The organism is Rhodococcus sp. NPDC076796 (assembly GCF_040702765.1).
Lineage (GTDB): Bacteria > Actinomycetota > Actinomycetes > Mycobacteriales > Mycobacteriaceae > Rhodococcoides.
In genome coordinates, this window is sequence record NZ_JBFBMS010000003.1 from 347,786 (window position 1) to 371,758 (window position 23,973).

A 23,973-nucleotide genomic window follows, 5' to 3' on the forward strand; every position below is an offset into this window, starting at 1 on the left:
CTCTAGGACTGCGGTTGCGGCTTGACCGCGATGATCGTCGGAACGATCATGGGCTTGCGGCGATACTTGTCCGCCACCCACCGACCGACCACACGGCGCACGGCCTGCGCGATGCGATGCGTATCGGACACGCCGTCGGACGCCAGACGCTGCAACTCCGACTCGACGAGTTGACCGGCCTCCTTGAGTGCGGCCGGATCGTCGGAGAATCCTCGACCGGACACCTCGGGTGCGGTCACCGCGCGTCCGGTGGCCGAATCGACGGCAACGCTGATCGCGATGAATCCGCCCTCGCCCAGTACCAGTCGATCGGACAGCGTCGAATCGCCGACGTCACCGACCGAGAGGCCGTCGACGTACACGTGCCCCACGGGCACCTGTCCGACGATCTCGGCGAGACCGTCGACCATGTCGACCACCACGCCGTCCTCCGCCAACACCACACGTTCCTCGGGGACACCCGTCGCCTTGGCCAGCGCCGCGTTGGCCCGCAGGTGACGCCACTCGCCGTGCACCGGCATGGCATTGGTGGGCCGTACTGCGTTGTAGAGGTACAGCAGCTCACCCGCCGAAGCGTGGCCCGAGACGTGAACCTTCGCATTCTGCTGCGTCACGACGGTCGCGCCACGCTTGGCGAGGCCGTTGACCACAGCGAACACCGAGTTCTCGTTGCCGGGGATGAGCGAGGAAGCCAGCACCACGAGATCGTTCGCCTTGACGTTGATCTGGCGATGCTCGCCGCGGGCCATGCGGGACAGCGCCGAGAGCGGCTCGCCCTGCGAACCGGTGGAGATGAGCACCAACCGGTCGTCGGGAAGCGTTGCGGCAGTGTCGACAGTGACCTCGAGGCCGTCGGGCACACGCAGGTAGCCGAGATCCTGAGCGATCTGCATGTTGCGGACCATCGACCGGCCGACGAACGCCACCCGGCGGTTGTACCGCTCGGCGACGTCGATGACCTGCTGGATGCGGTGCACATGACTGGCGAACGAGGCGACGATGACGCGCTGCTTCGCCTTGCCGATGACGGTGTCCAGCACTCCGCCGATCTCACGTTCCGGCGTGACGAATCCGGGCACCTCGGCATTGGTGGAGTCGACCAGAAACAGGTCGACGCCCTCGTCGCCGAGCCGCGAGAAGCCGGCCAGGTCGGTCAGGCGACCATCCAGCGGCAGCTGATCGAGCTTGATGTCACCCGTGTGCAGTACCAGACCTGCATCGGTCCTGATGGCGATGGCAAGCGCATCGGGAATCGAGTGGTTCACCGCGAAGTACTCGCAGTCGAACGGGCCGTGCTGCGTGTGCTGGCCCTCGATGACCTCGACGAGGTTCGGACGCAACCGATGCTCACGGCACTTGGCCGCGACCAGAGCGAGGGTGAACTTGGATCCGACGACGGGGAGGTCAGGACGCAGACGCAGCAGGAACGGCACTGCTCCGATGTGGTCCTCGTGACCGTGCGTCAGGACCACGGCCTCGACGTCGGCCATGCGGTTCTCGATGTGGCGGAAGTCGGGCAGGATCAGGTCGACGCCGGGCTGCTGGTCCTCGGGAAAGAGCACGCCGCAGTCGATGATGAGCATTTTGCCCTGGTGCTCGAACACCGTCATGTTGCGACCGATTTCGCCGATACCACCGAGTGCGACAACTCGCAGGCCCTTGAACGGGGCCTTCGGAGGTGTGCCGAGGCGCTCCGTCGGATCGAATTCACGCCGCTTGTCGGGACGCTGAGTGCGCGCCGAGTTCTGCACCATCGGCTTGCCCTGCCGGGCTCCTGCCGGTTGGCCCTGCTTCGGGGCCGGACGCTCGGAGGGAGGTCCGGCGTTTCGGGTTGCGCGTCCGCGCGATCTGTTCGGTCGTGTCATACAAGAACTCCTGCCGCCCGCAGCTCTGCTGCAAGCAATTCGATGTGGTCGATGCTCGGTGGCACCTGGGGAAGTCGTGGTTCGCCGACATCGAGTCCGATGAGGCGCAGGCCGGCCTTCGATGCGCTGACGCCACCGAGGCGCGCGACCGAACGAATGACCGGGATGAGGCTGACGTTGATGGCCTGTGCGCGTGCGATGTCGCCCATCATGAAGGCGGTGTGCAGCTCACGGAGACGAGCCGGAACGAGGTGGCCGATGACGCTGACGAAACCGGTCGCACCGACCGAGAGCCAGGGCAGGTTCAGCGGGTCGTCGCCGGAGTAGAACTGCAATCCGGTCGACGCAATCAGTTCGGCTCCGGCGTTCAGATCGCCCTTGGCGTCCTTGACCGCGAGGATCCGTGGATGCTCGGCGAGCCGACGCAACGTCTCGGTTTCGATGGGAACGACCGACCGCGGCGGAATGTCGTAGAGCATCACGGGCAGGTCGGTGGCGTTGGCGACCGCGGTGAAGTGCGCGTACAAACCGGCCTGCGGTGGCCGGGAGTAGTAGGGGGTGACGACCAGGAGACCGTGTGCGCCTGCGCGGGCGGCGTCACGAGCGAGTTCGACGCTGTGCGCGGTGTCGTTGCTGCCTGCCCCGGCGATGATGCGAGCTCGATGGCCCACTGCGGCGATCACTGCGCGGAGCAGTTCGAGCTTCTCGTTCTCGGTGGTGGTCGGCGATTCGCCCGTCGTGCCGGCCAGAACCAATCCGTCGTTGCCCTGCTCGACGAGGTGATGTGCCAGCCGAACGCCCGCATCGATATCCAACTTACCGTCCGCTGTGAACGGGGTCACCATGGCGGTGAGCACCGTACCGAACACAGGCGCAACGGAAGGAGTGGCGTCACCGTAGGTCATGGCAGCAGATTACCCGGTGCTTTACCGACTCTCGCGCAGCGGGACTCCCCGCCGACACCGTGCGCGTATACCCGGTCTCCTGCGCCACCGAACCTCGTCGTCAGACCTCGGTCACGAACGGGCTGCGGGCGACTTCCGTGCCGTCCGGCAGCGTCGAGATCTCGAAGTCGCCGAACACGTCCGGAGCCACTCCCACGAGCTTACGCAGACATTCGACGGCAACACGTCGAATCTCCACGTCCGCATGCTCCGAGGCACGCATCGACACGAAATGCCGCCATGCGCGATAGTTTCCGCTCACCACCACCCGCGTCTCGGTCGCATTCGGCAACACCGACCGAGCCGCCTGCCGCGCCTGCTTACCGCGCAACGCGGCGTTGGTGACCGATTCCAGCTTTCCCTCGAGCGCACCGAGCAGTTCGGTGTACGCCGCCCGGCTCGCCTCGGTCGCCGACGCGAACAGCGCCTCGAGCTCGGGATCGCCTTCGACAGCCGGTGGCAGAACCACGTTGGCGTCGTGCTCGGGAACGAATCGCTGCGAGAGCTGCGAGTAGGAGAAGTGCCGGTGCCGAATCAACTCGTGCGTGCACGATCGCGAGATTCCGGTGATGTAGAAACTCACGCTCGCGTGCTCGAGAACCGAGAGGTGTCCGACGTCGAGCAGATGACGCAGATACGACGCATTGGTCGCGGTTCGGGGATTGGGCTTGGACCAGCTCTGATAGCAGGCACGTCCGGCGAACTCGACCAACGCCTGCCCGCCGTCGGCGTCGGTTTCCCAGGGAATGTCGACGGGCGGCACGAACTCGGTTCGGGAGACCAGTTGCACTCTCAGCGCAACCGTCCGCGGCACAGCTCTACCTTCGTTTTCTGCTGACACCGCACAACCCTAAACGCGGTACTGACACCCGGCGAACGATGACGTCACAGTGCTGCCACCTGACGCCACCAGGGCTGCTTGACCGACGTCACCCATGGCGTCACACTGACGTCATGGAACTGGACAAGTACACCGCGTCGCTGCGCACGGATCTACTCGCGGCGGCTGCCCTGGGAGACGAGCACACCCGCCAGACGGCCGAAGCGCTCGGCAAGACGGCGGAGGCTTCGGCCAGATTGATGCTGCTCACGGCGCTGTCGGACTTCGCAGCAGAGGTATCGAACGATCTGGACGGTCATACGGTCACCGTTCGTCTCGACGGAACGCAGGCGCACGCCGATGTTCGACGCGACAGCCCGGTGCCCGGTCTGCACGACGGCGATCCGGCGGAGCCCGTCACCGAGGACTACCCGACCATGGACGACGTGTCCGGTGAGGTCAGACGGGTGACGCTGCGACTGGTCGAACAGATCAAGGAACGCGCCGAGGACGCTGCGAACAACAGCGGGGTGTCGCTCAATTCGTGGTTGTCCCAGGCAGTTCAGGGCGCACTGCGCGATCAGATGCGCAAGGATCGCGGCTGGAACAACTGAGCTCCGGGTTCGAGCGAGCGCTGGGCCCTACTTCTTCTCGCGCCACTCCCGCTCGAACGGCAACCGCCACGCGTGTGGGGCGATGAGTTGATGGATGGCGTTGGGACCCCACGACCCCGGTGCGTACAGACGAACCGGTGGCGGATCGGCGAGCAGCGGCTCGGACACCTTCCACAGCCGCTCGATGCCCTCGGCCGTGGTGAACAGCGTGTGGTCGCCGTACATGGCATCGAGAATGAGCCGCTCGTACGCTTCGAGGACGTCGCCGACCCGCTCGGTTTCCTGGATGGCGAACTGCATGCTGAGTTTGTCCAGGCGCATACCGGGTCCCGGACGCTTGCCGTAGAACGACAGTGACACCTTCGAGGCGTCCGCGAGGTCGAAGGTCAGGTGGTCGGGACCTTGCGCGCCCACACCCGAGCCGGCCGGGAACATGCTCTTCGGTGGTTCCCTGAAGGCGATCGAGATGATCCGTTGTCCCTCTGCAAGGCGTTTTCCGCTGCGCAGGTAGAAGGGCACTCCGGCCCAGCGCCAATTGTCGATCTCGCACTTGAGTGCCACGAAGGTGTCGGTGTCGGAATCGGCAGCCACCCCCTCCTCCGAGCGATATCCCGTGTACTGGCCTCGCACAACGTTTTTCGGATCCAGCGGCATCATGGATCGGAAGACCTTGTTCTTCTCCTCGCTGATGGCGCGGGGTTCGAGCGCCGTCGGCGGTTCCATGGCCATGAATGCCAGCACCTGGAACAGGTGGGTGACCACCATGTCCTTGTACGCGCCGGTGGATTCGTAGAATCCGGCTCGACCGTCGAGGGCGAGCTTTTCCGGGATGTCGATCTGGACGTGATCGATGAAATTACGGTTCCAGATCGGCTCGAACAACCCGTTGGCGAAGCGGAAGGCCAGGATGTTCTGAGCGGGTTCCTTACCGAGAAAATGGTCGATGCGGAAGATCTGATCCTCGTCGAACGTTTCGTGAACCCGAGCATTCAGCGCGATCGCACTCTCGAGGTCGGTGCCGAACGGCTTCTCCATGATGATCCGGGAGCGCTTCACCAGATCGGCCGACGCGAGCGTATCCACCACTGCCAGAGCAGCTCTCGGCGGAACGGACAGGTAGTGCAGCCGTTTCGCGCTTCCTCCGAGTTCGATCTCGGCCTCGGCCACGGCCTCCCCCAGCGCCGCCGGTCCTGCCTTCTGTGACACGTACGTCAGTCGCGAGGCGAAACGACTCCATTGCTCGTCACCCACTTTGCGGCTCGAGTAGGCGTTGATCGATTCGCGAGCGAGAGCGCGGAATTCGTCGGTCGACATCTCTTCGAGCGAGGTTCCGACGACGCGGATGTTCGGCGCGAGATCGGAGAGCGCCAGATGCATCATCCCGGACAGGAGTTTTCGCTTGGCCAGGTCTCCTGTCGCCCCGAACAGGACGACGACCTGGGGTGGGAGTTCCGTGGCAGTGTCCGTCCGGCGTGAAGTCACGGTTCGATAGTGACACCGATCCTGCCCGAGTGCACTTCGGCAGGAGTCGACTCACCGACGGACTCACCGCAATGCGGCGACGAGGTCTCCCCGGTCCCCCACCACCACGCGTTCGAGTTCGAGCCAATCCGCCATCTCCCGCAGTACCTCTCGTAGTCGAGGCGCGATGTCGCGCGCGTCGCGGTCGCCTTCGACGTAGGCCGCGATCACGTGCAGTTCGGACTGAGCTCGCACTGCCTTGAGATCGAGTCGAGCCACCAGGTGACCGTCGAGCAGGAAGGGAAACACGTAGTAGCCGTGAACTCGCTTGTGCTGTGGGGTGTATATCTCGATTCGGTAGTGGAAGTCGAAGATTCGCTGCACCCGCGGCCGATAGAAGATCATCGGATCGAACGGGCACAGCAGTGCGGCCGCGGTGGCCGTTCGGGGCGTTCTGGCCTCGCGGTGCAGGTATGCCGGTGCGTTCCAGCCTCGAACGGTCACCTGTTCGAGTACACCGTCCTCGACGAGTTCGGCGATCGCCGCCTTGGCCTGCTTCTGCGAGAGCCGGTAGTAGTCCCTCAGGTCCGGCTCGGTACCGACTCCCAGTGCCCGAGAGGACTTTTCGATCAGTGCACGTACCGCGTCCGATTCGTCGACACGCCTGTCGAAAACGTCATGCGGGATCACCCGTTCGCTGAGCTCGTACCGGCGCACGAACCCCGTGCGTGCCGGCACGGTCACCACGCCGGCCGCGAACAGCTGTTCGCAGACGACCTTGACATCGCTACGGTCCCACCACGGACCCTTGCGACCGGGAGTGTCCACCTCGAGGTGCTTCTCGATCTCACCCGCGCTGGCCGCGCCGTTGTCGCCGATCACCGCGAGGACGTCGTCGACGAGCGTGGGCTCCCGATCGAGAATGTGGGCAGCTCCGCCCCACCGCCCGTGTCGATACAGCTCCATTCGCCACCGCATCAGCGCCCAGTCCTCCACGGGCAGTAGTGCGGCCTCGTGGGCCCAGTACTCCACCAATCGACGAGGCCGACGCGCAGTATCGGTCCATGCGGCGTCGTCGACGATCGTGCGGTCGTAGGCACCGACGCGGCTGAACACCGGCGCGTAGTGCGCGCGCACCACCACCGACACCGAGTCGATCTGCAGCAACCCGGTGGCGTCGATGGCTGCGTGAACGGCGGCCTTGCTCGCCGGACGAGTACGCGAACGCCTCGACGCCAGCCCCTGGGCGGCCAGGGCGGTGCGACGGGCGGCGGCGGCACTCATCTCCTGCATCGGGCCAGCCTGTCACGGCCCACCGACACATCGACTCAGGTGCTGAACAGATTCGCCGCCTTGAGGATCAATTCGTACAGTCCGTAGGCGAACGGCACGGTAACCCACGCCCATGCGACCACCATCGTGACCTGCTTCTGTCCGCCGCTCATGCCTTTGCTCCCGTGGTTGCTGCGGAACCCGCATGATCGGATTCGTGGTACTTCGACGCGACCGGCTTGATCGCTTCGTTGGCCAGGAAGCCGACCACCAGCAGGGCGATCATCACGTAGAACGCCGGTAGGTATCGGCCGGTGGTGCCGGGCACTCCGGCGTCGGCGATGGCGTTGACGATCAGTGGCCCCAGCACGCCGGCCACCGACCAGGCGGTGAGCAGTCGTCCGTGGATCGCGCCCACCTGATAGGTACCGAAGAGGTCCTTGAGATAGGCCGGAACCGTCGCGAAACCCGCACCGTAGAACGAGAGAATCAGCAGGGCCGAGACCATGAACAAGATTTTGTTGGTGTTGGTGAACAACGCGATGTAGAGGTACAGCAGTGCGCCGACGCCGAGGTACATCCGGTAGATGTTCTTGCGTCCCACCACATCGGATACCGAAGACCAGACGAACCGTCCGATCATGTTGGTCAGCGAGAGAAACGCGACGAAGCCGGCGGCCGCGGCGGCGAGAGATTCGGGCGAGGTCGCGTCGGGAAAGAAGTCCTGATAGATGCCCGATCCACGTTCGAGGATGCCGATTCCGGCAGTGACGTTGAAGCACAACACGACCCACAGCAGCCAGAACTGGGGAGTCTTCACTGCGTTCGCGGCCGAGACGTTGTGCGTCGAGATCATCGACGACGACGCGGGCGGGGTCCACCCGGCCGGCGTCCATCCCTCGGCGGGCACTCTGATCAGCACGACACCGAGGGCCATGAACACCGCGTATCCGACGCCCAGGGTGAGGAACGTCTTGGCGATGGAACCTTCGGTGAAGCCGCCGAAGTTCACCATCAGCTGGCTGGTGAGCGGAGACGCGATGAGTGCGCCACCGCCGAATCCCATGATGGCGATACCGGTGGCCATGCCCGGCCGGTCGGGGAACCACTTCATCAAGGTCGAGACGGGTGAGATGTAGCCGATTCCGAGGCCGATACCGCCGACGAATCCGTAGCCGAAGATCACCAGCCAGAACTGTCCGAGGGCCATGCCGAGCGCGGACAGCAGCAGGCCCGAGACGAAGAAGACCAACGAGACTGCCATGGCCCACCGTGGACCGTTCTTCTCGACGCGGGTCCCGAAGATCGCCGCGGACAGGCCGAGCATCACGATGGCGAGCTGGAACGGAATGGCGGTGACGGTGCCGCTGAACCCGAGTGCGTCGGGCTGCGAGATGGCGTTCTTGAACACGCTCCAGGCGTAGGCGGATCCGATCGCGAGGTGAATCGACAGCGCGGCCGGGGGTATCAGCCAGCGGCTCCACTCGGGTGTCGCGACGATGGCGGAGCGATCGAGAATGCGGAGGGTCATCGAAATCCCTTGGAATAGAAAGTGGTACAAACTTGCACGAGCCCTAGCAGTCAAACACGGGCACCACCTCGGCTGCTCACAATCAAGAATAGTTTCTGTGCCGAACTCACTATTCGGGCCGGGTATCTTCGAGGAAGTGGATATCGAGCGGTGGCGCAGCAGATTGCCGGTGAGACGAGCCTCCGACGGCGAGGTGATCGGGTGGACCGTTGCGCACGACACGAGTGCGCAGGACGAATACGACGACGGCTATCTGGTCGATGCCGTCAATCCCGCCGGAATCGCCGTCGCGCAGTGCGTTCCGATCGAGACTGCGATCGCCCACCTCGAGGATCGCGGTCTGGCATCGCTGTCGGCTCCACATTGGACGAAGGCACCCCTGCCGCTGGAGTCCGAGACCGATCTGACTGCACCGCAGGAAGACTGGCCGTGGCGGCGGGTGCTGATGACGCAACTCGACGACAACCGAGTGTGGATTCGGCCCGCGTATCCGAGTTGGCCGGAGCGCCTGCTCGAGCTTCCGCTACCGATCCCGGCCGACGACATCCTTCGTCCGGACTCCCCCGAGAACTCCGACTGAGGTCAGTAGCGTCCCAGGACGGACCTCATGGCGTCGGCCAGCTGGGTCAGCCCGGGTTCCTCGACGGGGAGATGCCCACACCCGTCGAGCATCACGATCTCGGTGTCGGCCCGAATGCGTTCCAGGAAGCGGATACTGACGCTCGGCGGCGTCCACCGGTCGTCGCCGGGGTGGGTCAGGAGTACCGGCGGACCGTCGTAGTTCTCGGGTCGGGTGTGCGAGTAGCCGAAGAAGCTCGCGAGGAAGCCGATCGGAACACGCACCCCGCCGCCTCTGGGGTCACGTGCGCACACGCCGGACAGCTCCGCGTTCAGGCTCATGTTCGCCATGTCGGCCATCCACCGGACCGGAATACGTACTCTGCCTGCGACAGCGGCGAGCATCCGAAGCAGCTGTGGAGCCGGCCCACCGAGCAGGTCGAATCGCGCCGCCGCCCGGCGAGCGCTCGGATTGGCCGGATCGAGCAGGCAGGTCGCGATCACCCTGTCCACCAGCCCCGTTCGGTGCGCCACCTCGTACGCGAGCATGCCTCCCATGCTTGCGCCCAGCAGTACGAGAGGACGGCCGTCGCGAGACCTCTCGGCGGCCACGAGCTCGCACAGCAGGTCGATCCAGTCGCGGTAGCGAACGGACGCGGGGTCCGAGACGACAGTGTCTCCGTAAAGAGGCAGATCGGGGCACATCACCTCGAAGCCCTCTCGGGCGGCGATGGCGGCGTACGGCCACAACAGACCGGAGTAGCCCCCGGCACCGTGCAAGGCCATGACGCGGACCCTGGACTCGGGCCGCGCAGCGCGGGCGATGTGAACGCGCTGCTCGCCCCACATCCAGTACGTCGACTCGGGCTTCTCCCCTGCTAGCGGCCGATACTGCTCGGGCAGGAACCGGGCATAGCGGTCGACGTCCATCGACACACGGTAGCCGTCAGATCGACAGCCCCGCCGCGACGGTTCCGCCGAGTTCGTAGCAGCGTTCGCGTGCGGGCTTGCCGCTCTCCGCGATGTGCACGGTGCCGAAGACCTTCTCGAGGCCCCACCCCGAGGCGATCTTCTCGATGGCCCGTCCGGCACCCACGGTGTCGTCGTTGCCGTGAACCCAAGCGGCGTAGGGCTTTCCGGCAACGGCACCGAGGCACGGGTAGTACACGATGTCGAAGAAGTGCTTCAGAGCCCCGCTCATGTAGCCGAAATTCGCCGGTGTGCCGAAGAGAAAGCCGTCGGCACCGAGGACATCCGGAACGGTCGCGCCGAGAGCAGGCACACTGCGCACGTCCACGCCGGTGATCTCGGGGTCGTGTGCGCCGTCGAGAACAGCCTCGAGCAGCTCACGAGTGAGCGGGCTCGGGGTGTGATGAACGACCAACAGGGTGCGCGGCATAGAAGGTCAGTTCTCGTTCCGTTCGAGTGCCACGGCGCGCTTCATCGTCTCGCGCGCCCGGCCGCGGTCACCGGCGTAATCGTAGGCACGAGCCAGACGGTACGAGTTGCGCCAGTTGTCCGGGTCCTTCTCCCACTCGGTCTTGATTTGTTGGAACAACTCGTCTGCCGCATCGCGTTCGATCCGTCCCGACGGCCTGCGCGGAAGATCGGCGACGTCGAGTTCGAGGCCTTCCTCATGGATGCGCGACGCCAGCCTCTGATGGTCGAAACCGGCTTTGAGGGTGGCCCAGACGATCCACAACCCGAGTATCGGCAGCAGCAGGACCCCGATCCCCAGCGCGATGCTCGCCACGCCACCGTTCTGAATCAGCGTCACACCGCGCTGGCCGAGCAGGAAGAAGTAGAAGCCGAGGATCAGCACCATCACCGTGATGATGGCGACGACCTTTGTCGTTTTGTTCACTGTCGATCAGCTCACAGGTCCAGCAGCGGGTCGAGGCCGACGGTCAACCCCGGTCGTCCGGCGATCTCGCGGACTCCGAGAAGGACTCCGGGTGCGAAGGACGTTCGATCGAGCGAATCGTGCCGAATGCTCAGCGTCTCCCCCTGCGTGCCGAGCAGAACCTCTTGATGCGCAACGAGTCCCGCGAGCCGGATCGAGTGCACACGCACTCCGTCCACGTCGGCACCACGTGCGCCGTCGAGTTCGGTCGTCGTCGCATCGGGGCTCGGCGGAGTGCCTGCGGCGGCGCGTGCCTCGGCGATCAACGCGGCAGTGCGATAGGCCGTGCCCGACGGCGCATCGGCCTTGTTGGGGTGGTGCAGTTCGATCACCTCGACGGAGTCGAAGAACCGCGCTGCCTGCTGCGCGAATCGCATGGACAGCACCGCGCCGATGGCGAAGTTGGGCGCGATCAGCACACCCGTCTGCGGCGAACCTGCCAACCATTCGTGAACCTGCTCGAGGCGCCGGTCGTCGAATCCGGTGGTGCCGACCACTGCATGGATGCCCTGCTCGATCAGGAACTGCAGGTTGTCCATCACCACGTCGGGATGGGTGAAATCCACTACTACCTGGGCGTTCGCGTCGACGAAGTTCGCCAGCGGATCGCCCTGGTCGACGGTCGCCACGAGCTCGAGATCGTCTGCTGCCTCGACGGCGGCACAGATGGCCTGACCGACCTTGCCGCGTGACCCCAGTACCCCTACTCGAACAGGTGCCGTTGCACTCACGTCGTACCCACACTCGTTTCGTCGTCTTGTCGGTCTACCGACCTCAGAGCCTACTTCTCCACGATCCGCCCCGGCAGCTACGGTCGTCCGGTGACATCCAGCGTCCTGTTCGCCGACCGAGTCGATCTCGTCCGCGGCGGCCGATACCTGCTCAGCGATGCCACGATGCGGGTCGAGGAGGGTGAGCACTGGGTGTTGCTCGGTGCGAACGGCGCGGGCAAATCGACCCTGCTCAGCTTGCTCGGCGCGCTGATTCATCCCACGCACGGTTCCGTGCACGTTCTCGGTCATCGCCTCGGCCGGGTGGACATGCGCGAATTGCGGACGCACATCGGCCACGTCGATCCGCGGTTGAAGATCGAGGCTCCGCTGACGCTGTTCCAGGTCGTGTTGACCGGACTGACCAACACTCCCGACCTGATTCCGAGATGGTCGGCCACCGAGGACCAGATTGCCCGTGCTCACCGGCTGATCGATTCCCTCGGCGTCGCCCATCGCACCGAGGCATCGTGGCACACACTCTCCCAGGGCGAGCGAGGCCGAGCGTTCATCGCCCGCGCCCTACTTCCCGACCCTGCAGTGCTACTGCTCGACGAGCCTGCCACCGGCCTCGATCTCGCTGCCCGCGAACAACTTCTGAGCGCTCTCGACTCGCTGCGGGCCGAGCATCCGAGCCTCGCCAGCATTCTGGTGACCCATCACCTCGAGGAAATCCCTACCTCGACCACCCACGCCCTGCTCATCCGTGACGGAAGAGTGCAGATGCAGGGAGCCGTCGACGCGGTGCTGACCACAGACAATGTCAGTGCGTGCTTCGACCATCCCATCGAGATCTCGAAGCAACGCGGCCGGTGGGTCGCCACCGCGTCCCACCGCTGATGCTCAATCGAAGACGATGACCTGACGGATCGCGTTGCCGTCGGCCAATTCGTCCATGCCGCGGTTGATCTCGTCCAACGTGATTCTCGACGAGATCAGCTTTTCGACGGGAAGCCTTCCCTCACGCCACATCTGGGCGTAGGTCGGGATGTCGCGTGCCGGCACAGCGGAGCCCAGGTAGCTGCCGATGATCGTGCGCGCCTCCGCCACCAGACCCAGCGGCGAGATGGACGAGCGGGCGTCGGGTGAAGGAAGACCGACGGTGATGGTCTTGCCGCCGGGAGCCGTTGCAGCGACGGCGGTTTCGAAGGCTCGGGCGTTACCTGCCGCCTCGATCACGATATCTGCTTTGATTCCCTTCTCGGCGAGCTCGGCCGGTGAATAGACCTGCGTTGCGCCCAGATCGGTTGCGGTGGAGAGTTTGTCCGGAACCCCGTCGACTCCGATCACCTCACCGGCACCCACCGATACGGCCGTCAGAACGGCTGCCATGCCGACTCCGCCGAGGCCCACCACCATCACCGATTGACCGGGTTTCGGAGTTCCGGCGTTGAGCACCGCGCCGCCGCCGGTCAGTACCGCACAGCCGAGAACTGCTGCGATGTCGGCCGGGATGTCGTCCTCGACCGGAACCACGGACTTTCGGCTCACCACAGCGTGGGTGGCAAATCCGGAGACCCCGAGGTGATGCTTGACCTCTGCCCCGTCACGGTGCAACTTGATGCCGCCGCCGAGCAGTGTCCCCGCATTGTTCGACGCACTGCCGGTGACGCAGGGCATCTGGCCGTCGGTGGCGCACCCTGCACACTCACCGCAGCGCGGCAGGAACGTCATGACGACGCGAGTGCCGACCTCGATGTCGTCGACGCCCGGTCCGACTTCTTCGACTCGACCTGCGGCCTCGTGGCCGAGCAGCATCGGGACCGGACGAACTCGATTGCCGTCGACCACCGACAGGTCCGAGTGGCACAACCCTGCGGCTTCGATTCTGATCAGCAGTTCGCCCTCGCCCGGTGAGCCGAGCTCGAGGTCCGAGACGGTGATGGGATGCGAGTCCGCGAAGGGACGAGTTCGGCCGATTTCTTCGAGTACTGCGCCGCGAATCTTCATCCCGCCAGACTATGCGGCTCCGCCGCATGTGCGTGGAACTTCGTAGTGGGCTACGAGTTTCCGCGCACATGGGCCGCAGGCCCTCACAGCGGCAGACGCGGCCTGAGCAGGTGCGCAACCAGCGCCGTCCACCCGGTTTGGTGCGTTGCCCCGAGTCCCTCGCCGGTGTCTCCGTCGAAGTACTCGTTGAAGCTCGGGTGCTCGGACCACAACGGGTCGGCACTGGACTCGATGCGATTACCGTCCGCAGGCCTCTTGCCGTCCACCGGCCGGAACAGTCCGGCGAGACCGTTGTCGATCAGATCGGCGGCGTCGGTGAGGGTGCGATGGTTGCCCGAGCCCGTGGGAATTTCGATGGTGAACGAGTCGCCGTAGTACCGGCCATACGCGCGCAGCTTGTCGGCCAGCAATACGTTCACCGGGAACCACACCGGACCGCGCCAGTTGGAGTTGCCGCCGAACATTCCGGTACGCGACTCCCCCGGCTCGTATTCGATGGACAGGCTTCGGCCGTCCACGTCGAACGTGACCGGCTCGCGGTACGAGGCCGAGAGCGATCGAATCCCGAACTGCGACAAGAACTCCTCGGAGTCGAACATGCGGGCCAGGATGCGCTTGAGCCGCTCGGGCTGGACGAGCGTGAGCAGCATGCGCACCTCGCCGCCCTCACGCCGAGCCAGCAGCGGGCTCACCATCTCCGGTCGCCTGCGTTGAATCCAGCGCAGGCGGGCGGTGAGGTCGGGACATTCTTCCTCGACCCACGGCGGAATCTCGGTGGCACCGAGAATCGGGAGCAGTCCCACCATCGACCGCACCCGCATCGGGACCGCATCGCCCTCGGGCTGAACCAGGACGTCGTAGAAGAACCCGTCCTCCTCGTGCCACAGCGAAATATGCTGCGAACCGAACGAATTGACCGCCTTCGCGATCGAGAGGAAGTGCGAGAAGAACTTGGTGGCGACGTCGTCCCAGGCGCTGTCGTGCCGCGCGAGTTCGAGAGCGATCTTGAACATCTGCTGGCAGTAGAACGCCATCCAGCTCGTCGCGTCGGACTGCTCGAGCCGGAAGCCGGGAGGCAGCGGTGCAGACCTGTTGAACAGACCGATGTTGTCCATGCCGAGGAATCCACCCTCGAAGATGTTCGAGCCCTCGGAGTCCTTGCGGTTGACCCACCACGCGAAGTTGAGCAGCAGCTTGGTGAACACCCGCACCAGGAATTCGCGATCGCGGTAGCCGTCGATGCGATAGACGTGCCACGCCGCCCACGCGTGCACGGGTGGGTTGACGTCACCGAACTCCCACTCGTACGCGGGCAGTTGCCCGTTGGGGTGCATGGCCCATTCCCGGCACATGAGCACCAACTGCTCCTTGGCGAAATCGGCGTCGACGTGCGCCAACGGAATCGCGTGGAAGGCCAGGTCCCAGGCCGCGAACCACGGATACTCCCACTCGTCGGGCATCGAGATCACATCGGCCAACGCCAGGTGACGCCAGTGTGCGTTGCGACCGCCCGGGTCCTGCCTCGAGTCCGGTGCGGGAGCTCCGACCTTGTCGCCCTCGATCCATTCCTCGACGTCGTATCGATAGAGCTGCTTGGTCCACAGCAAACCGGCGTACGCGCGTCGCGCCACGTGCCGGTCGACGTCGGTGAGATCGGCACCGATCACGGCCCCGTAGAACTCGTCGGCCTCGGCCTGGCGATCGACGTTGACGGCATCGAATCCGGTACCGAACGTCTGCTCGTCCGGGCGGTTGGGCGAGAGCCGCAGTCGGACCGATTCCGTTGCGCCGGGCGCGATGTCGTCGAAGCGATACCAGAACGCAGCCTTCGTTCCGGTCTGCTCGGGGTTGACCGCGTCGAGCTCCCCGTCGACGACGCGGCGGCCGATGCCGTCCTTGGGGTAGGCCGAGATGTTCTCCTGGCCCCACAGGGCTTCGGCATTGGTTTCGTTGTCGCAGAACAGAACTGCCGGCGTTCCTTCGGCACTGAGGTAGTAGCGACCGAGAAATCCGTGGTCGACGGCGATGGCTTCGAGTCCACCTGCCATGAGGTCCGGCGGGCTCAGCTGCGCCAGTGTTCCGCCCCGGTCGTCGCGTCCCCACGACCAGGTGTTGCGCAACCACAGGTGCGGCAGTAGGTCGACCGACGCCGCCTCGGGGCCGTGGTTGGTGATGGAGATGGTGATGCAGATGTCGTCGGGTGAGGCCTTGGCGTACGTGACCTGGACGTCGAAGAATCTGTTCTCGTCGAGGATGCCGGTGTCGGCCAGCTCGTATTCGCGGTCGTCACGCCCGCGTCGGGCATTCTCTTCTCGCAGGTGGGCGTACGGATACTCCGCGTGCGGATAGCGGTAGAGCCATTGCATCCAGCTGTGCGTCGGTGTTCCGTCGACGGCCCAGAAGTATTCCTTGACGTCCTCGCCGTGGTTGCCCTCTTCGTTGGCGAGACCGAACAACCGTTCCTTGAGGATCGGATCCTTTCGATTCCACAGTGCGAACGAGAAGTTCAGGAACCCGAAGCGGTCGCAGATTCCGCCGATACCGTCCTCGCCCCAGCGGTACGCCCGCTTGTGCGCCTGATCGAACGGGAACGATGCCCAGGCATTGCCGTCCTCCGAGTAGTCCTCGCGCACTGTGCCCCACTGCCGTCCCGCCAGGTACGGACCCCACTGACGCCACGGGCCGCTGACCCCGGGCGATTCTGCCAACCGATGGTGTTCGACGGTGGACGGGGTGGGAACGGTCACGGGATTGGTGGTCACGGCACACAGTCTTGTCGTTCGCGCTCAACGATGCACGCCGACGTTGGCCGCCAGATAGCCGACGCGACGCTGCACCGCGGCGATCTCGCGGATGCCGTCGGTCAGCAGGCTTCGTTCGAGCGGCGATAGATCGGCCATGATCAGCACGTCGCCGGGGCGGTGGCCCGCTGTGATCTGGTCGATCTGATGCGACAGTCGCAAGCGCTGCAGCAAGGCGAACACCTCGGTCAGTGCGGCGACATCGCGTTCGGAGAGCATGCCGTTGCCCGACGCCGCCGCGAGCCGCGCGGGGGTGGAGGACGAGGCGATGCCGACCGACAACCCTCCCCACCGAGCGAGGTTGACGATGGGAGTCAGTGCGTGGGCTTTGAGGTCGAACGTGCCACCGCGCCGAGCCAGCACGTCGCGCAGCGATCGCAGCCGGGCGCGGCCGGCGAGCGCATCACGCAGTTGCAACCGCAACGCATCGGGGTGATCGACCAGGAGTCGACGGTAGGCCTCGGGCACGGTGTGCAGTTCCCTCGGGCCCCACACCACTCTGCCGTCGATCATCAGCGAGGACATGATCAGGCCCGAGTCCTCTGCCGGAGTGGAGCCTGCGGAATGACCAGAGGTTCCTGCTTTGCCGCGTTCACCGAAGGGGTTGCTGAGCCAGTGCGCCGCGGCCCTTTCCCACTGACCGGCCGAGCGGGCGAATCGGGGCGAGCTCGCGACCGCGCCGTTGGTGTCCGACGGTAGCCCGGCCCCGTCGAGGCTCACGTGCACGCGAGCGGCCAGGTCCATCAGCGCCTCGTCGCGGGTTCTCGGCACCGCGTTCGATTTTCCACGCATATCGGGGTCCGCCGTCGCGTCCGCCCAGCTCAGTGCGCTGTCGACGTCGGAGGAGGGCATGGCTTCTCGACGCGCCACGCTGCCGAGAGTGATCCAGGCGAAGTGATCACGCGGCACGTCCGGACGTGCGGTCCACTCGATCTCGACGGCCCGGCGGACGATGCTGTCGACGACGACGGAGAGGATCGCGCTGACCGCCATCGCATCGGTTCCGCCCTGGAACAGATCCACGACCAGACGGGGCACGAGCCTGCCCGCGTCGGCGAGTTCGGCCGGGGTCGATGCCGATGCCACAGCCCGGCGGACGACGAAACTGCGTCGGGTCGATGCGGCATGCAGATCGGAATCCTCGACGACGCCGAGTACTTCACCGCGGTTCGACACCACGGGCATATGTCGCAGGCCTCGCTCGAGCATGTCCATCAGCACGGTGCCGGCCAACCGGTCCGCCGTGACGGTCTCGGCGGGCGAGGTCATGACCTGCTCGATCGGAGTATCGACGCCGATCCCGGCGGCCACCACCCGAATTCGGAGGTCGCGGTCGGTGAAGATGCCGTGGCGCGAACCACGCAGCGGAATCAGAACGTAGGAGCTGCCCTGCTCGGTCATGTGCCGGACGGCGTCTCGAACCGTGGTGCCGACAGGCGTGAACACCGCTGGTGCCGAGAGCAATTCACCGACGGTGCGGCCGGCGCTGCCCTCCACCGGCCCGTCGCGGTGCGCGGTGGCCGAGGTGACGGCGTCGGCCAGGAACGCCAGCCCGGTCGGCGTTGCGAACAACGGTCGAATCAGCTCGCCGGGCAATCGAATCACGATGCTCGGTTCCGTTGCCCGCGCGCGGAATTCGACGGTTGCGCCGGACAGCAGAGCCGAGAACCCGAAGACTCCACCGGGACCGATGGTGTCGATCGGTGCCTCGGTGCGCGAGGTGCCGTCCGGGTGCGTGATCACCACGCGCCCGGTGCGCACCACCCACACGGTGTCCGCATCCGCCGAGACGTCCATCCGCGGAGGGTCCACAACCAATGCCCCACTGCCGTACTCGCGTTCGACGGCTGCTGCGGCCATCTCGGCCAGGACTGCCGGTGGCGCGCCCTGAAACGGCGGATGCGCGCCGAGAAAATCGGCCAGCTCCGGTCTATCCGCCACGGATCAGGTCGGCGCATTTCTCCGCCATGGTCATCACCGTGATGTTGGGATTGACGTACGGCAGCTTCGGCATCGCCGACGCATCGACCACGCGCAGGTGCGCGATGCCCTTGACCCGCAACTCGGGATCCAGCACGGCCATGGTGTCGTCCACCGATCCCATCCGCGCCGTGCCCGCCGGGTGATAGACGGTGTTGTGGGTCTTGTGCACATAGTCGAGCAGGTCGTCGTCGGTGACGGCGTCGGGCCCTGGGGCGAGTTCACGTTCGATCCAGCCGGCCATCGGGCCGTCGGCCGCGATACGACGAGCCAGCTTCAGACCGGCGAGCATCACCGCGTCGTCGTGGCCGTCGGCGTCCGTGAAATAGCGCGGGTCCACTTTGGCACGGTCGCGAAAGTCTCTGCTGCGCAGACGAACAGTGCCACGCGAGCGCCCCTGCGTGACGTTCGGAGTCAGGCAGAATCCGTTGTCGGTGGTCGGGTAGCCCCATCGGAGGGTGTTCATGTCGAACGGCACGCTGCCGTAATGCATCATGATGTCCGGGTAGTTCAGCGAGTCGTCGGTCTGCGCGAACACTCCGATCTCCCACCACTGCGACGAGGTGGTGACCATCGGCTTGCTCGCCTCCCAGAACACCAGCCCTTCGACGTGGTCGTCGAGGTTCTCGCCCACACCGGGCGAGTCCACTCGCACCGTGATTCCCATCTCGCGCAGCTGGGCTGCCGGTCCGATTCCGGAGAGCATCAACAACTTCGGCGTGTCGATGGCCCCGGCGGTCACGATGACCTCGCGCCGCGCGGAGACGGTGTCGTAGCCGGTGAGATCGGGGCGTTGGTACCGCACTCCGGTCGCGGTCAGCGATTCGTCGATCAGAATCTCGCTGATCCAGCAGTCCGTGCGCACCTCCAGGTTCGGGCGCGTACCGATGATCGGGTGCAGGTAGGCGTGTGAGGTCGACATCCGCGAGCCGTCCTCACCCGCATTGATCTGGAACCAGCCGGCACCGTTGAGTACCGTCGTTCCGCGGTTGAATGCGACGGTGGGAAGGCCTGCGGCTGCGGCCGACTCGAGTACCGCGGCACCGCACGGATCGTTCGGTGGCACGTCGCGAATCCGAACCGGTCCGTCGTGTCCACGACCGGTGTCGTTGTTCTCCACTCGCGAAACGAAAGGCAGGATGTCCGACGCGCCCCATCCCGTCGCGCCCGCAGCCGCCCAATCGTCGAGGGTTTCCGCGGGCGGGTGAAAGGCGATGCAGGAGTTGTGCGAGGAGCAGCCACCGAGCACTTTCGCTCGCGCGTGCCGCATGAAGCTGTTGCCGCGCTCCTGCGGTTCGACGGGATAGTCCCAGTCGTAGCCGGAGTCGAGCAGATGCATCCACTCCACCAGTTCGAGAATTGCCTTGTCGCCGACGTCGGTCGGCCCTGCTTCGACGAGGCAGACACTGACGGAGGGGTCCTCGCTCAGCCGTGCAGCGAGGACGCACCCCGCCGTCCCGCCACCTGCGACGACGTAATCGAACTGGGTGTCTGTCACTGCACGCTCCTTCTAGTCGCCCGTGGAGGCATGTGATTGCAGAGTGCCGATGTGCTTGCGTCCCTTGACTGCGTACCACAACAAGCCGACGGCGAGGATGCCACCGATGTAGACGAACGCCCCGAACGTGTTGTACCAGGGGGTGCCGTACACGGCCTCGCGCGGCCAGGCGAGGTTGATCGCCATGCCGGCTCCCCACACCACCGCGAGGATGTTGATCGGCAGGCCCCACTTGCCCATCGTGAAGTAACCGCCGGGCTTCAGGTCCTCCGGTGGCCATTGTCCCTTGATGCGTTTGACCAACAGCGGTCCGGTGACCATGAGGTAGGCGAGGTAGATCATGATGATCGCGATGGAGGTCAGCACCGTGAAGATCTGCGGCTGACCGACGTTGACGACGAGGATCACGATGGCCAGTACGCCGATCGTCACCGCGGGAACGACCGGAGTCTGGGTCTTGGGATGCACCTTGGCCAAGCTCTCGCCGAACGGCAGGGCGTTGTCGCGCGCCATGGCGAACGTCAACCGGATCGCTGCGGTGTGCACTGCCAGCGAGCAGACGAAGACCGCGATGACGATGCAGATGAGGAAGACGGTGCCCAGCGGGCCCCACATCACCGCTTCGACGATGGACTGCAAGCTGCCGTCCGGGCTGCCGAGCGACGGATCGTCCAGATCGGGCGCGGCCATGACGGCGAACACCAGGATGGCTCCACCGATGACGAACGACGCGAGGATCGCGCGCAGGATGGCCTTCGGGGCGGTACGGCGGGGTTCGACGGTTTCCTCGCCGAGCGAGCTCGCAGTGTCGAACCCGTACATCACGTAGCCCGACGCCAACGACGCCACCAGGAAGGCTCCGAGGTAGCCGCCGCTCTCACCGGCGCCGTAGCCGTTGGTGGAGAAGAACACCTCGGGTCCGCGAGTGATGTTGGCCGCGAGCAGAATTGCGATCAACACGGCCGCGATGAGCTCGATGAACACTCCTGAGCTGTTGATCATCGCCATCAGCCGGACCCCGAGCGCATTGATCGTGGTGGTGATGGCGATCAGGATCGCACCGAGCAGCACCGCATTGGCTGCGAAATCGCTGGCACCGGAACCGTCGCCGATGATCTGGAATCCGCTCCAGATCCGGGGCAGGTTCAGCTGCAATGCCAGCGCGACGGCGGAGAGCGTCACGATCGAGGCCGTCAGCATCAACCAACCCGCGGACCATCCGACGATTCTGCGGCCCAACAGCTTGGCCCAGTTGTACACCGATCCCGCTACCGGATACTTCGCGGCCAGTTCCATGAAGCACAGTGCCACGCAGAGCTGACCGAGGAAGACCGCAGGCCACGACCACAGATAGGCCGGTCCGGCTGCGCCGAATCCGAAGTAGAAGAGCTGAAACGTGCCGGTGAGAATGGAGATGTAGCTGACGCCAGCGGCGAAGCTGGCGAATTTGCCGAGACTTCGATCGAGTGACTCCTTGTAGCCGAAGTCGTCCATTCCGCTCGAACTGTCGTTCAGTAATGCCATGCGCCTGGCCTTTCCGATCTCTTCGCTATCGGGTGCCGAACCACCCCGCCGCCGTGGGTGAGGTGTTGTGCCAAATATGCTTCGCCTCTTGATATTCGGACATTCCGGACGGTCCCAGCTCGCGGCCGTTGCCGGACTGCTTGAAGCCGCCCCATTCTGCGGCCGCGGTGTAGACGCCGAAGTCGTTGAGCCACACCGTGCCATGGCGAAGCCCACGAACCATTCTTTCCCCTCGTGCGGCGTCGGATGTCCGAACTCCCGCGGCGAGACCGTAATTCGTATCGTTGCCCAACAGGAGTGCTTCGGCCTCGGTGTCGAACCGCTCCACAGTGAGTATGGGCCCGAATGTCTCCTCCTGCACGATATTCATGGACCGATCGCAGTGGTCGAAGATCGTCGGCAGGAAATAGCTACCCTCCTCCAGAGCCGAATTGTCCGGTTTCGTTCCGCCGATCACCAGCGTCGCGCCCTCGTCGATCCCGCCCGCGACGAAGGCTTCGATCTTCTCGCGCTGCGCCTGCGACACCAGTGGTCCGGTCTCGCTCGCCGGGTCCATCCCCGGTCCGATGACGATGGTCTTGGCGCGTTCGGCCACGGCTGCCACGAAGCGGTCGGCGACCGATTCTTCGATGATGAGTCGGGTGCCGGCCGAACACACCTGACCCGAATGCAGAAAGACTCCGGTCAGAACGTTGTCGACCGAGTCGGCGAATGCCTGGTCGTCGGCCACCGCGTCGGCGAACACGATGTGTGGATTCTTGCCACCGAGTTCGACGGCCACCTTGGTGACGTTCTCGGCCGCCGCGGCCAAGATGTGCCTGCCTGTCGCCAGTCCGCCAGTGAACGAAATGAAGTCGACGTCGCGGTTCCTGGTGAGTGCGTCCCCCAGAACCGCACCGCTGCCCTGCAGCAGGTTGACCACACCGGCCGGCACTCCGGCTTCTTCCACCAGCTTGGTGAACGCGATGGTGCTCAGCGGAGTCACCTCGCTCGGCTTGAGCACCATCGTGCAGCCGGCCGCCAAGGCAGGAGCGATCTTCCACGAGATCTGCAGCAGCGGGTAGTTCCACGGTGCGATCATGACGCAGACGCCGATCGGCTCGTGCACCACGCGGCTGAGGATTTCGGGTCGGTCCACGTCGATCAGCCGATCGGCCTGCACCACAGCAAGATCGGCGTAGAAGCGAAAGACCGACGTGACGTCGTCGATGTCGATTTCACTCTCGCCGAACGTCTTTCCGGTATCGAGAGTTTCGATACGCGCGAGCTCGGCTTTGTCTCTCTGGAGCAGATCCGCGATTCGGTTCAGCAGATCGCTGCGCTCGCCCACCGTCACCGAGCGCCACGGCCCGTCGTCGAACGCCACCCGCGCCGAGGCCACCGCCCGCAGAGCGTCGTCCGGCGTGGCCTCGTCCACGACGGCAACCGTGCTGCCGTCCGCTGGGTTGACGATGTCTCGGGTTCCGCCGTCACCGGATCCCTGCCACTGCCCGTCGACGAACAACGACGGCCGTAGCGAGGTCGGGTCGAACACTGCGTCGGAGTCGGTCACCGAAACACCTTCTTCCGTATGGGGGGTCGGGTCGTGTGTCTACGCTATGCCCTCAACGGCCGATGACTCCATCGATCTGTTCGCGGATGATGTCCGCGTGTCCGTTGTGTCGGGCGTATTCACTGATCATGTGCACGTAGACCATCCGCAGAGACATCGGCCCACCTCGGGAGTCCACCAGATCGTCCAACGAGTGTCGGGCCGCAATCTCGTCCGAGGCACCGCACTCGGCGGAGAATCGCGCGAAGTCGGATTCTGCCCCGGCCTCGGTGGCTCCCAGAAAGTCCGAGTCCTTGCCCAACGCCGCGTCATACATCGAGTCGAACGACATCGAGCCCAATCGCTCTCGGAACCAGATGCGTTCGACCTTGGCGAGATGACGAACGAGTCCGAGTAACGAGAGCGTCGAGGGCTGGAACGGACGTCGTGCCAACTGCTCCGAGTTCGCGCCTGCGCAGATGTTGAGCAGCGTCGCTCGATGCCACTGCAGCATTCCTTCGAGAATCGGCCGCTCGTCGCCGATGAGTGGACCGTCGACCGGTTCCGGAGTGGGCGCTGTCCATGTCTTTCGCCGATCGGTCATGCTGCGATTGTCGAACATGCGACGGCACTGTGCAGCGTCGCGCATTACGGTGGGATTCATGACTATCGAAGATGTGGGCGGCAGACGAACGGTGACGGCGGACGAGCTTCTTCTCCTGGTGGGTGATCATCTGCTCATCGAGGAAGGCGTTGCGACCGGGTTCATCGAAAGCGCGGGCCAGGTTGCCGAGAGCGTGGCGGTGACGGTGACCGATGGCGTCGACGGAACCACGACGACCGAGCGAGTTTTCCTTCCCGATGCCGAGGTCACCATCGAACCCGCCGATCGCGGACGCGCCCCCGTCTCTCTGTGACGGCAGGAGAGTCCCTGCTCAGAAGTACATTCGT

General features: G+C 65.1%; 21 protein-coding genes. 4 read left to right on the forward strand and 17 right to left on the reverse strand.

What is annotated here, in order from left to right; translation table 11 throughout:
• Positions 1–2: 2 nt before the first annotated feature.
• The 3 genes from AB0366_RS11835 to thyX form a co-directional block, all read right to left on the reverse strand.
• Positions 3–1,754 (reverse strand): ribonuclease J, encoded by a 1,752-nt coding sequence (locus AB0366_RS11835; protein WP_121870066.1) that lies wholly within the window; start codon positions 1,752–1,754, stop codon positions 3–5.
• A 107-nt stretch (positions 1,755–1,861) separates the two neighbouring features.
• On the reverse strand, positions 1,862–2,770 hold the full coding sequence (gene dapA, locus AB0366_RS11840) for a 4-hydroxy-tetrahydrodipicolinate synthase (protein ID WP_243593269.1): 909 nt from the start codon (positions 2,768–2,770) through the stop codon (positions 1,862–1,864).
• A 100-nt stretch (positions 2,771–2,870) separates the two neighbouring features.
• On the reverse strand, positions 2,871–3,623 hold the full coding sequence (thyX, locus tag AB0366_RS11845) for an FAD-dependent thymidylate synthase (protein WP_366244417.1): 753 nt from the start codon (positions 3,621–3,623) through the stop codon (positions 2,871–2,873).
• Positions 3,624–3,763: 140 nt separating this feature from the next.
• Here thyX and AB0366_RS11850 point away from each other — a divergent pair, with 140 nt between their 5' ends.
• Positions 3,764–4,243, forward strand: coding sequence for a hypothetical protein (locus AB0366_RS11850; protein ID WP_094614464.1), 480 nt, complete (start codon positions 3,764–3,766; stop codon positions 4,241–4,243).
• A 27-nt stretch (positions 4,244–4,270) separates the two neighbouring features.
• On the opposite strand, the gene zwf is transcribed toward AB0366_RS11850, so the two are convergent.
• From zwf to AB0366_RS11865, 3 genes are all read right to left on the reverse strand, one after another.
• A complete protein-coding gene (zwf, locus tag AB0366_RS11855; RefSeq protein WP_121870068.1) occupies positions 4,271–5,725 on the reverse strand; it encodes a glucose-6-phosphate dehydrogenase in 1,455 nt (484 codons plus the stop codon).
• A gap of 63 nt (positions 5,726–5,788) precedes the next feature.
• Complete coding sequence (locus AB0366_RS11860; protein WP_366244100.1) at positions 5,789–6,997, reverse strand: crosslink repair DNA glycosylase YcaQ family protein; 1,209 nt, start codon at positions 6,995–6,997, stop codon at positions 5,789–5,791.
• Positions 6,998–7,145: 148 nt separating this feature from the next.
• The gene (locus AB0366_RS11865; protein ID WP_366244102.1) at positions 7,146–8,507 is read right to left on the reverse strand and encodes an OFA family MFS transporter; all 1,362 of its coding nucleotides are present in this window, start codon (positions 8,505–8,507) and stop codon (positions 7,146–7,148) included.
• 97 nt (positions 8,508–8,604) lie between these two features.
• Here AB0366_RS11865 and AB0366_RS11870 point away from each other — a divergent pair, with 97 nt between their 5' ends.
• Entirely contained in the window at positions 8,605–9,087 is a 483-nt protein-coding gene (locus AB0366_RS11870) for a hypothetical protein (protein ID WP_366244103.1), read from the forward strand.
• Between the two features lie 2 nt (positions 9,088–9,089).
• On the opposite strand, the gene AB0366_RS11875 is transcribed toward AB0366_RS11870, so the two are convergent.
• Genes AB0366_RS11875 through dapB form a run of 4 tightly spaced genes read right to left on the reverse strand, consistent with a single transcriptional unit; the run spans position 9,090 to position 11,699 of the window.
• Positions 9,090–9,995, reverse strand: a complete 906-nt coding sequence (locus tag AB0366_RS11875) for an alpha/beta hydrolase (protein WP_366244104.1) — start codon at positions 9,993–9,995, stop codon at positions 9,090–9,092.
• Positions 9,996–10,011: 16 nt separating this feature from the next.
• Complete coding sequence (locus tag AB0366_RS11880) at positions 10,012–10,464, reverse strand: NAD(P)H-dependent oxidoreductase (RefSeq protein WP_366244105.1); 453 nt, start codon at positions 10,462–10,464, stop codon at positions 10,012–10,014.
• Positions 10,465–10,470: 6 nt separating this feature from the next.
• Entirely contained in the window at positions 10,471–10,890 is a 420-nt protein-coding gene (locus AB0366_RS11885; RefSeq protein WP_183130407.1) for a hypothetical protein, read from the reverse strand.
• A 50-nt stretch (positions 10,891–10,940) separates the two neighbouring features.
• Positions 10,941–11,699, reverse strand: coding sequence for a 4-hydroxy-tetrahydrodipicolinate reductase (gene dapB, locus AB0366_RS11890; protein WP_366244106.1), 759 nt, complete (start codon positions 11,697–11,699; stop codon positions 10,941–10,943).
• A 90-nt stretch (positions 11,700–11,789) separates the two neighbouring features.
• On the opposite strand from dapB, the gene AB0366_RS11895 reads away from it, so the two are divergent.
• Positions 11,790–12,578 (forward strand): ATP-binding cassette domain-containing protein, encoded by a 789-nt coding sequence (locus tag AB0366_RS11895; RefSeq protein ID WP_366244107.1) that lies wholly within the window; start codon positions 11,790–11,792, stop codon positions 12,576–12,578.
• Positions 12,579–12,581: 3 nt separating this feature from the next.
• On the opposite strand, the gene AB0366_RS11900 is transcribed toward AB0366_RS11895, so the two are convergent.
• From AB0366_RS11900 to AB0366_RS11930, 7 genes are all read right to left on the reverse strand, one after another.
• The gene (locus AB0366_RS11900; RefSeq protein WP_366244108.1) at positions 12,582–13,688 is read right to left on the reverse strand and encodes an alcohol dehydrogenase catalytic domain-containing protein; all 1,107 of its coding nucleotides are present in this window, start codon (positions 13,686–13,688) and stop codon (positions 12,582–12,584) included.
• 83 nt (positions 13,689–13,771) lie between these two features.
• A complete protein-coding gene (locus AB0366_RS11905; protein WP_366244109.1) occupies positions 13,772–16,450 on the reverse strand; it encodes a glucosidase in 2,679 nt (892 codons plus the stop codon).
• A 24-nt stretch (positions 16,451–16,474) separates the two neighbouring features.
• A complete protein-coding gene (locus AB0366_RS11910; protein WP_366244418.1) occupies positions 16,475–18,349 on the reverse strand; it encodes a putative nucleotidyltransferase substrate binding domain-containing protein in 1,875 nt (624 codons plus the stop codon).
• A gap of 70 nt (positions 18,350–18,419) precedes the next feature.
• A complete protein-coding gene (locus AB0366_RS11915; RefSeq protein ID WP_366244110.1) occupies positions 18,420–19,967 on the reverse strand; it encodes a GMC family oxidoreductase N-terminal domain-containing protein in 1,548 nt (515 codons plus the stop codon).
• 12 nt (positions 19,968–19,979) lie between these two features.
• The gene (locus tag AB0366_RS11920; RefSeq protein WP_121870079.1) at positions 19,980–21,491 is read right to left on the reverse strand and encodes an amino acid permease; all 1,512 of its coding nucleotides are present in this window, start codon (positions 21,489–21,491) and stop codon (positions 19,980–19,982) included.
• A gap of 25 nt (positions 21,492–21,516) precedes the next feature.
• Positions 21,517–23,043 carry an aldehyde dehydrogenase family protein gene (locus AB0366_RS11925; RefSeq protein WP_366244111.1) on the reverse strand — a complete coding sequence of 509 codons (1,527 nt, stop codon included), beginning with the start codon at positions 23,041–23,043 and terminating at the stop codon, positions 21,517–21,519.
• 52 nt (positions 23,044–23,095) lie between these two features.
• Positions 23,096–23,626, reverse strand: coding sequence for a DinB family protein (locus AB0366_RS11930; protein WP_366244112.1), 531 nt, complete (start codon positions 23,624–23,626; stop codon positions 23,096–23,098).
• Between the two features lie 58 nt (positions 23,627–23,684).
• On the opposite strand from AB0366_RS11930, the gene AB0366_RS11935 reads away from it, so the two are divergent.
• The gene (locus AB0366_RS11935) at positions 23,685–23,939 is read left to right on the forward strand and encodes a hypothetical protein (RefSeq protein WP_121872464.1); all 255 of its coding nucleotides are present in this window, start codon (positions 23,685–23,687) and stop codon (positions 23,937–23,939) included.
• Positions 23,940–23,973: the final 34 nt, after the last annotated feature.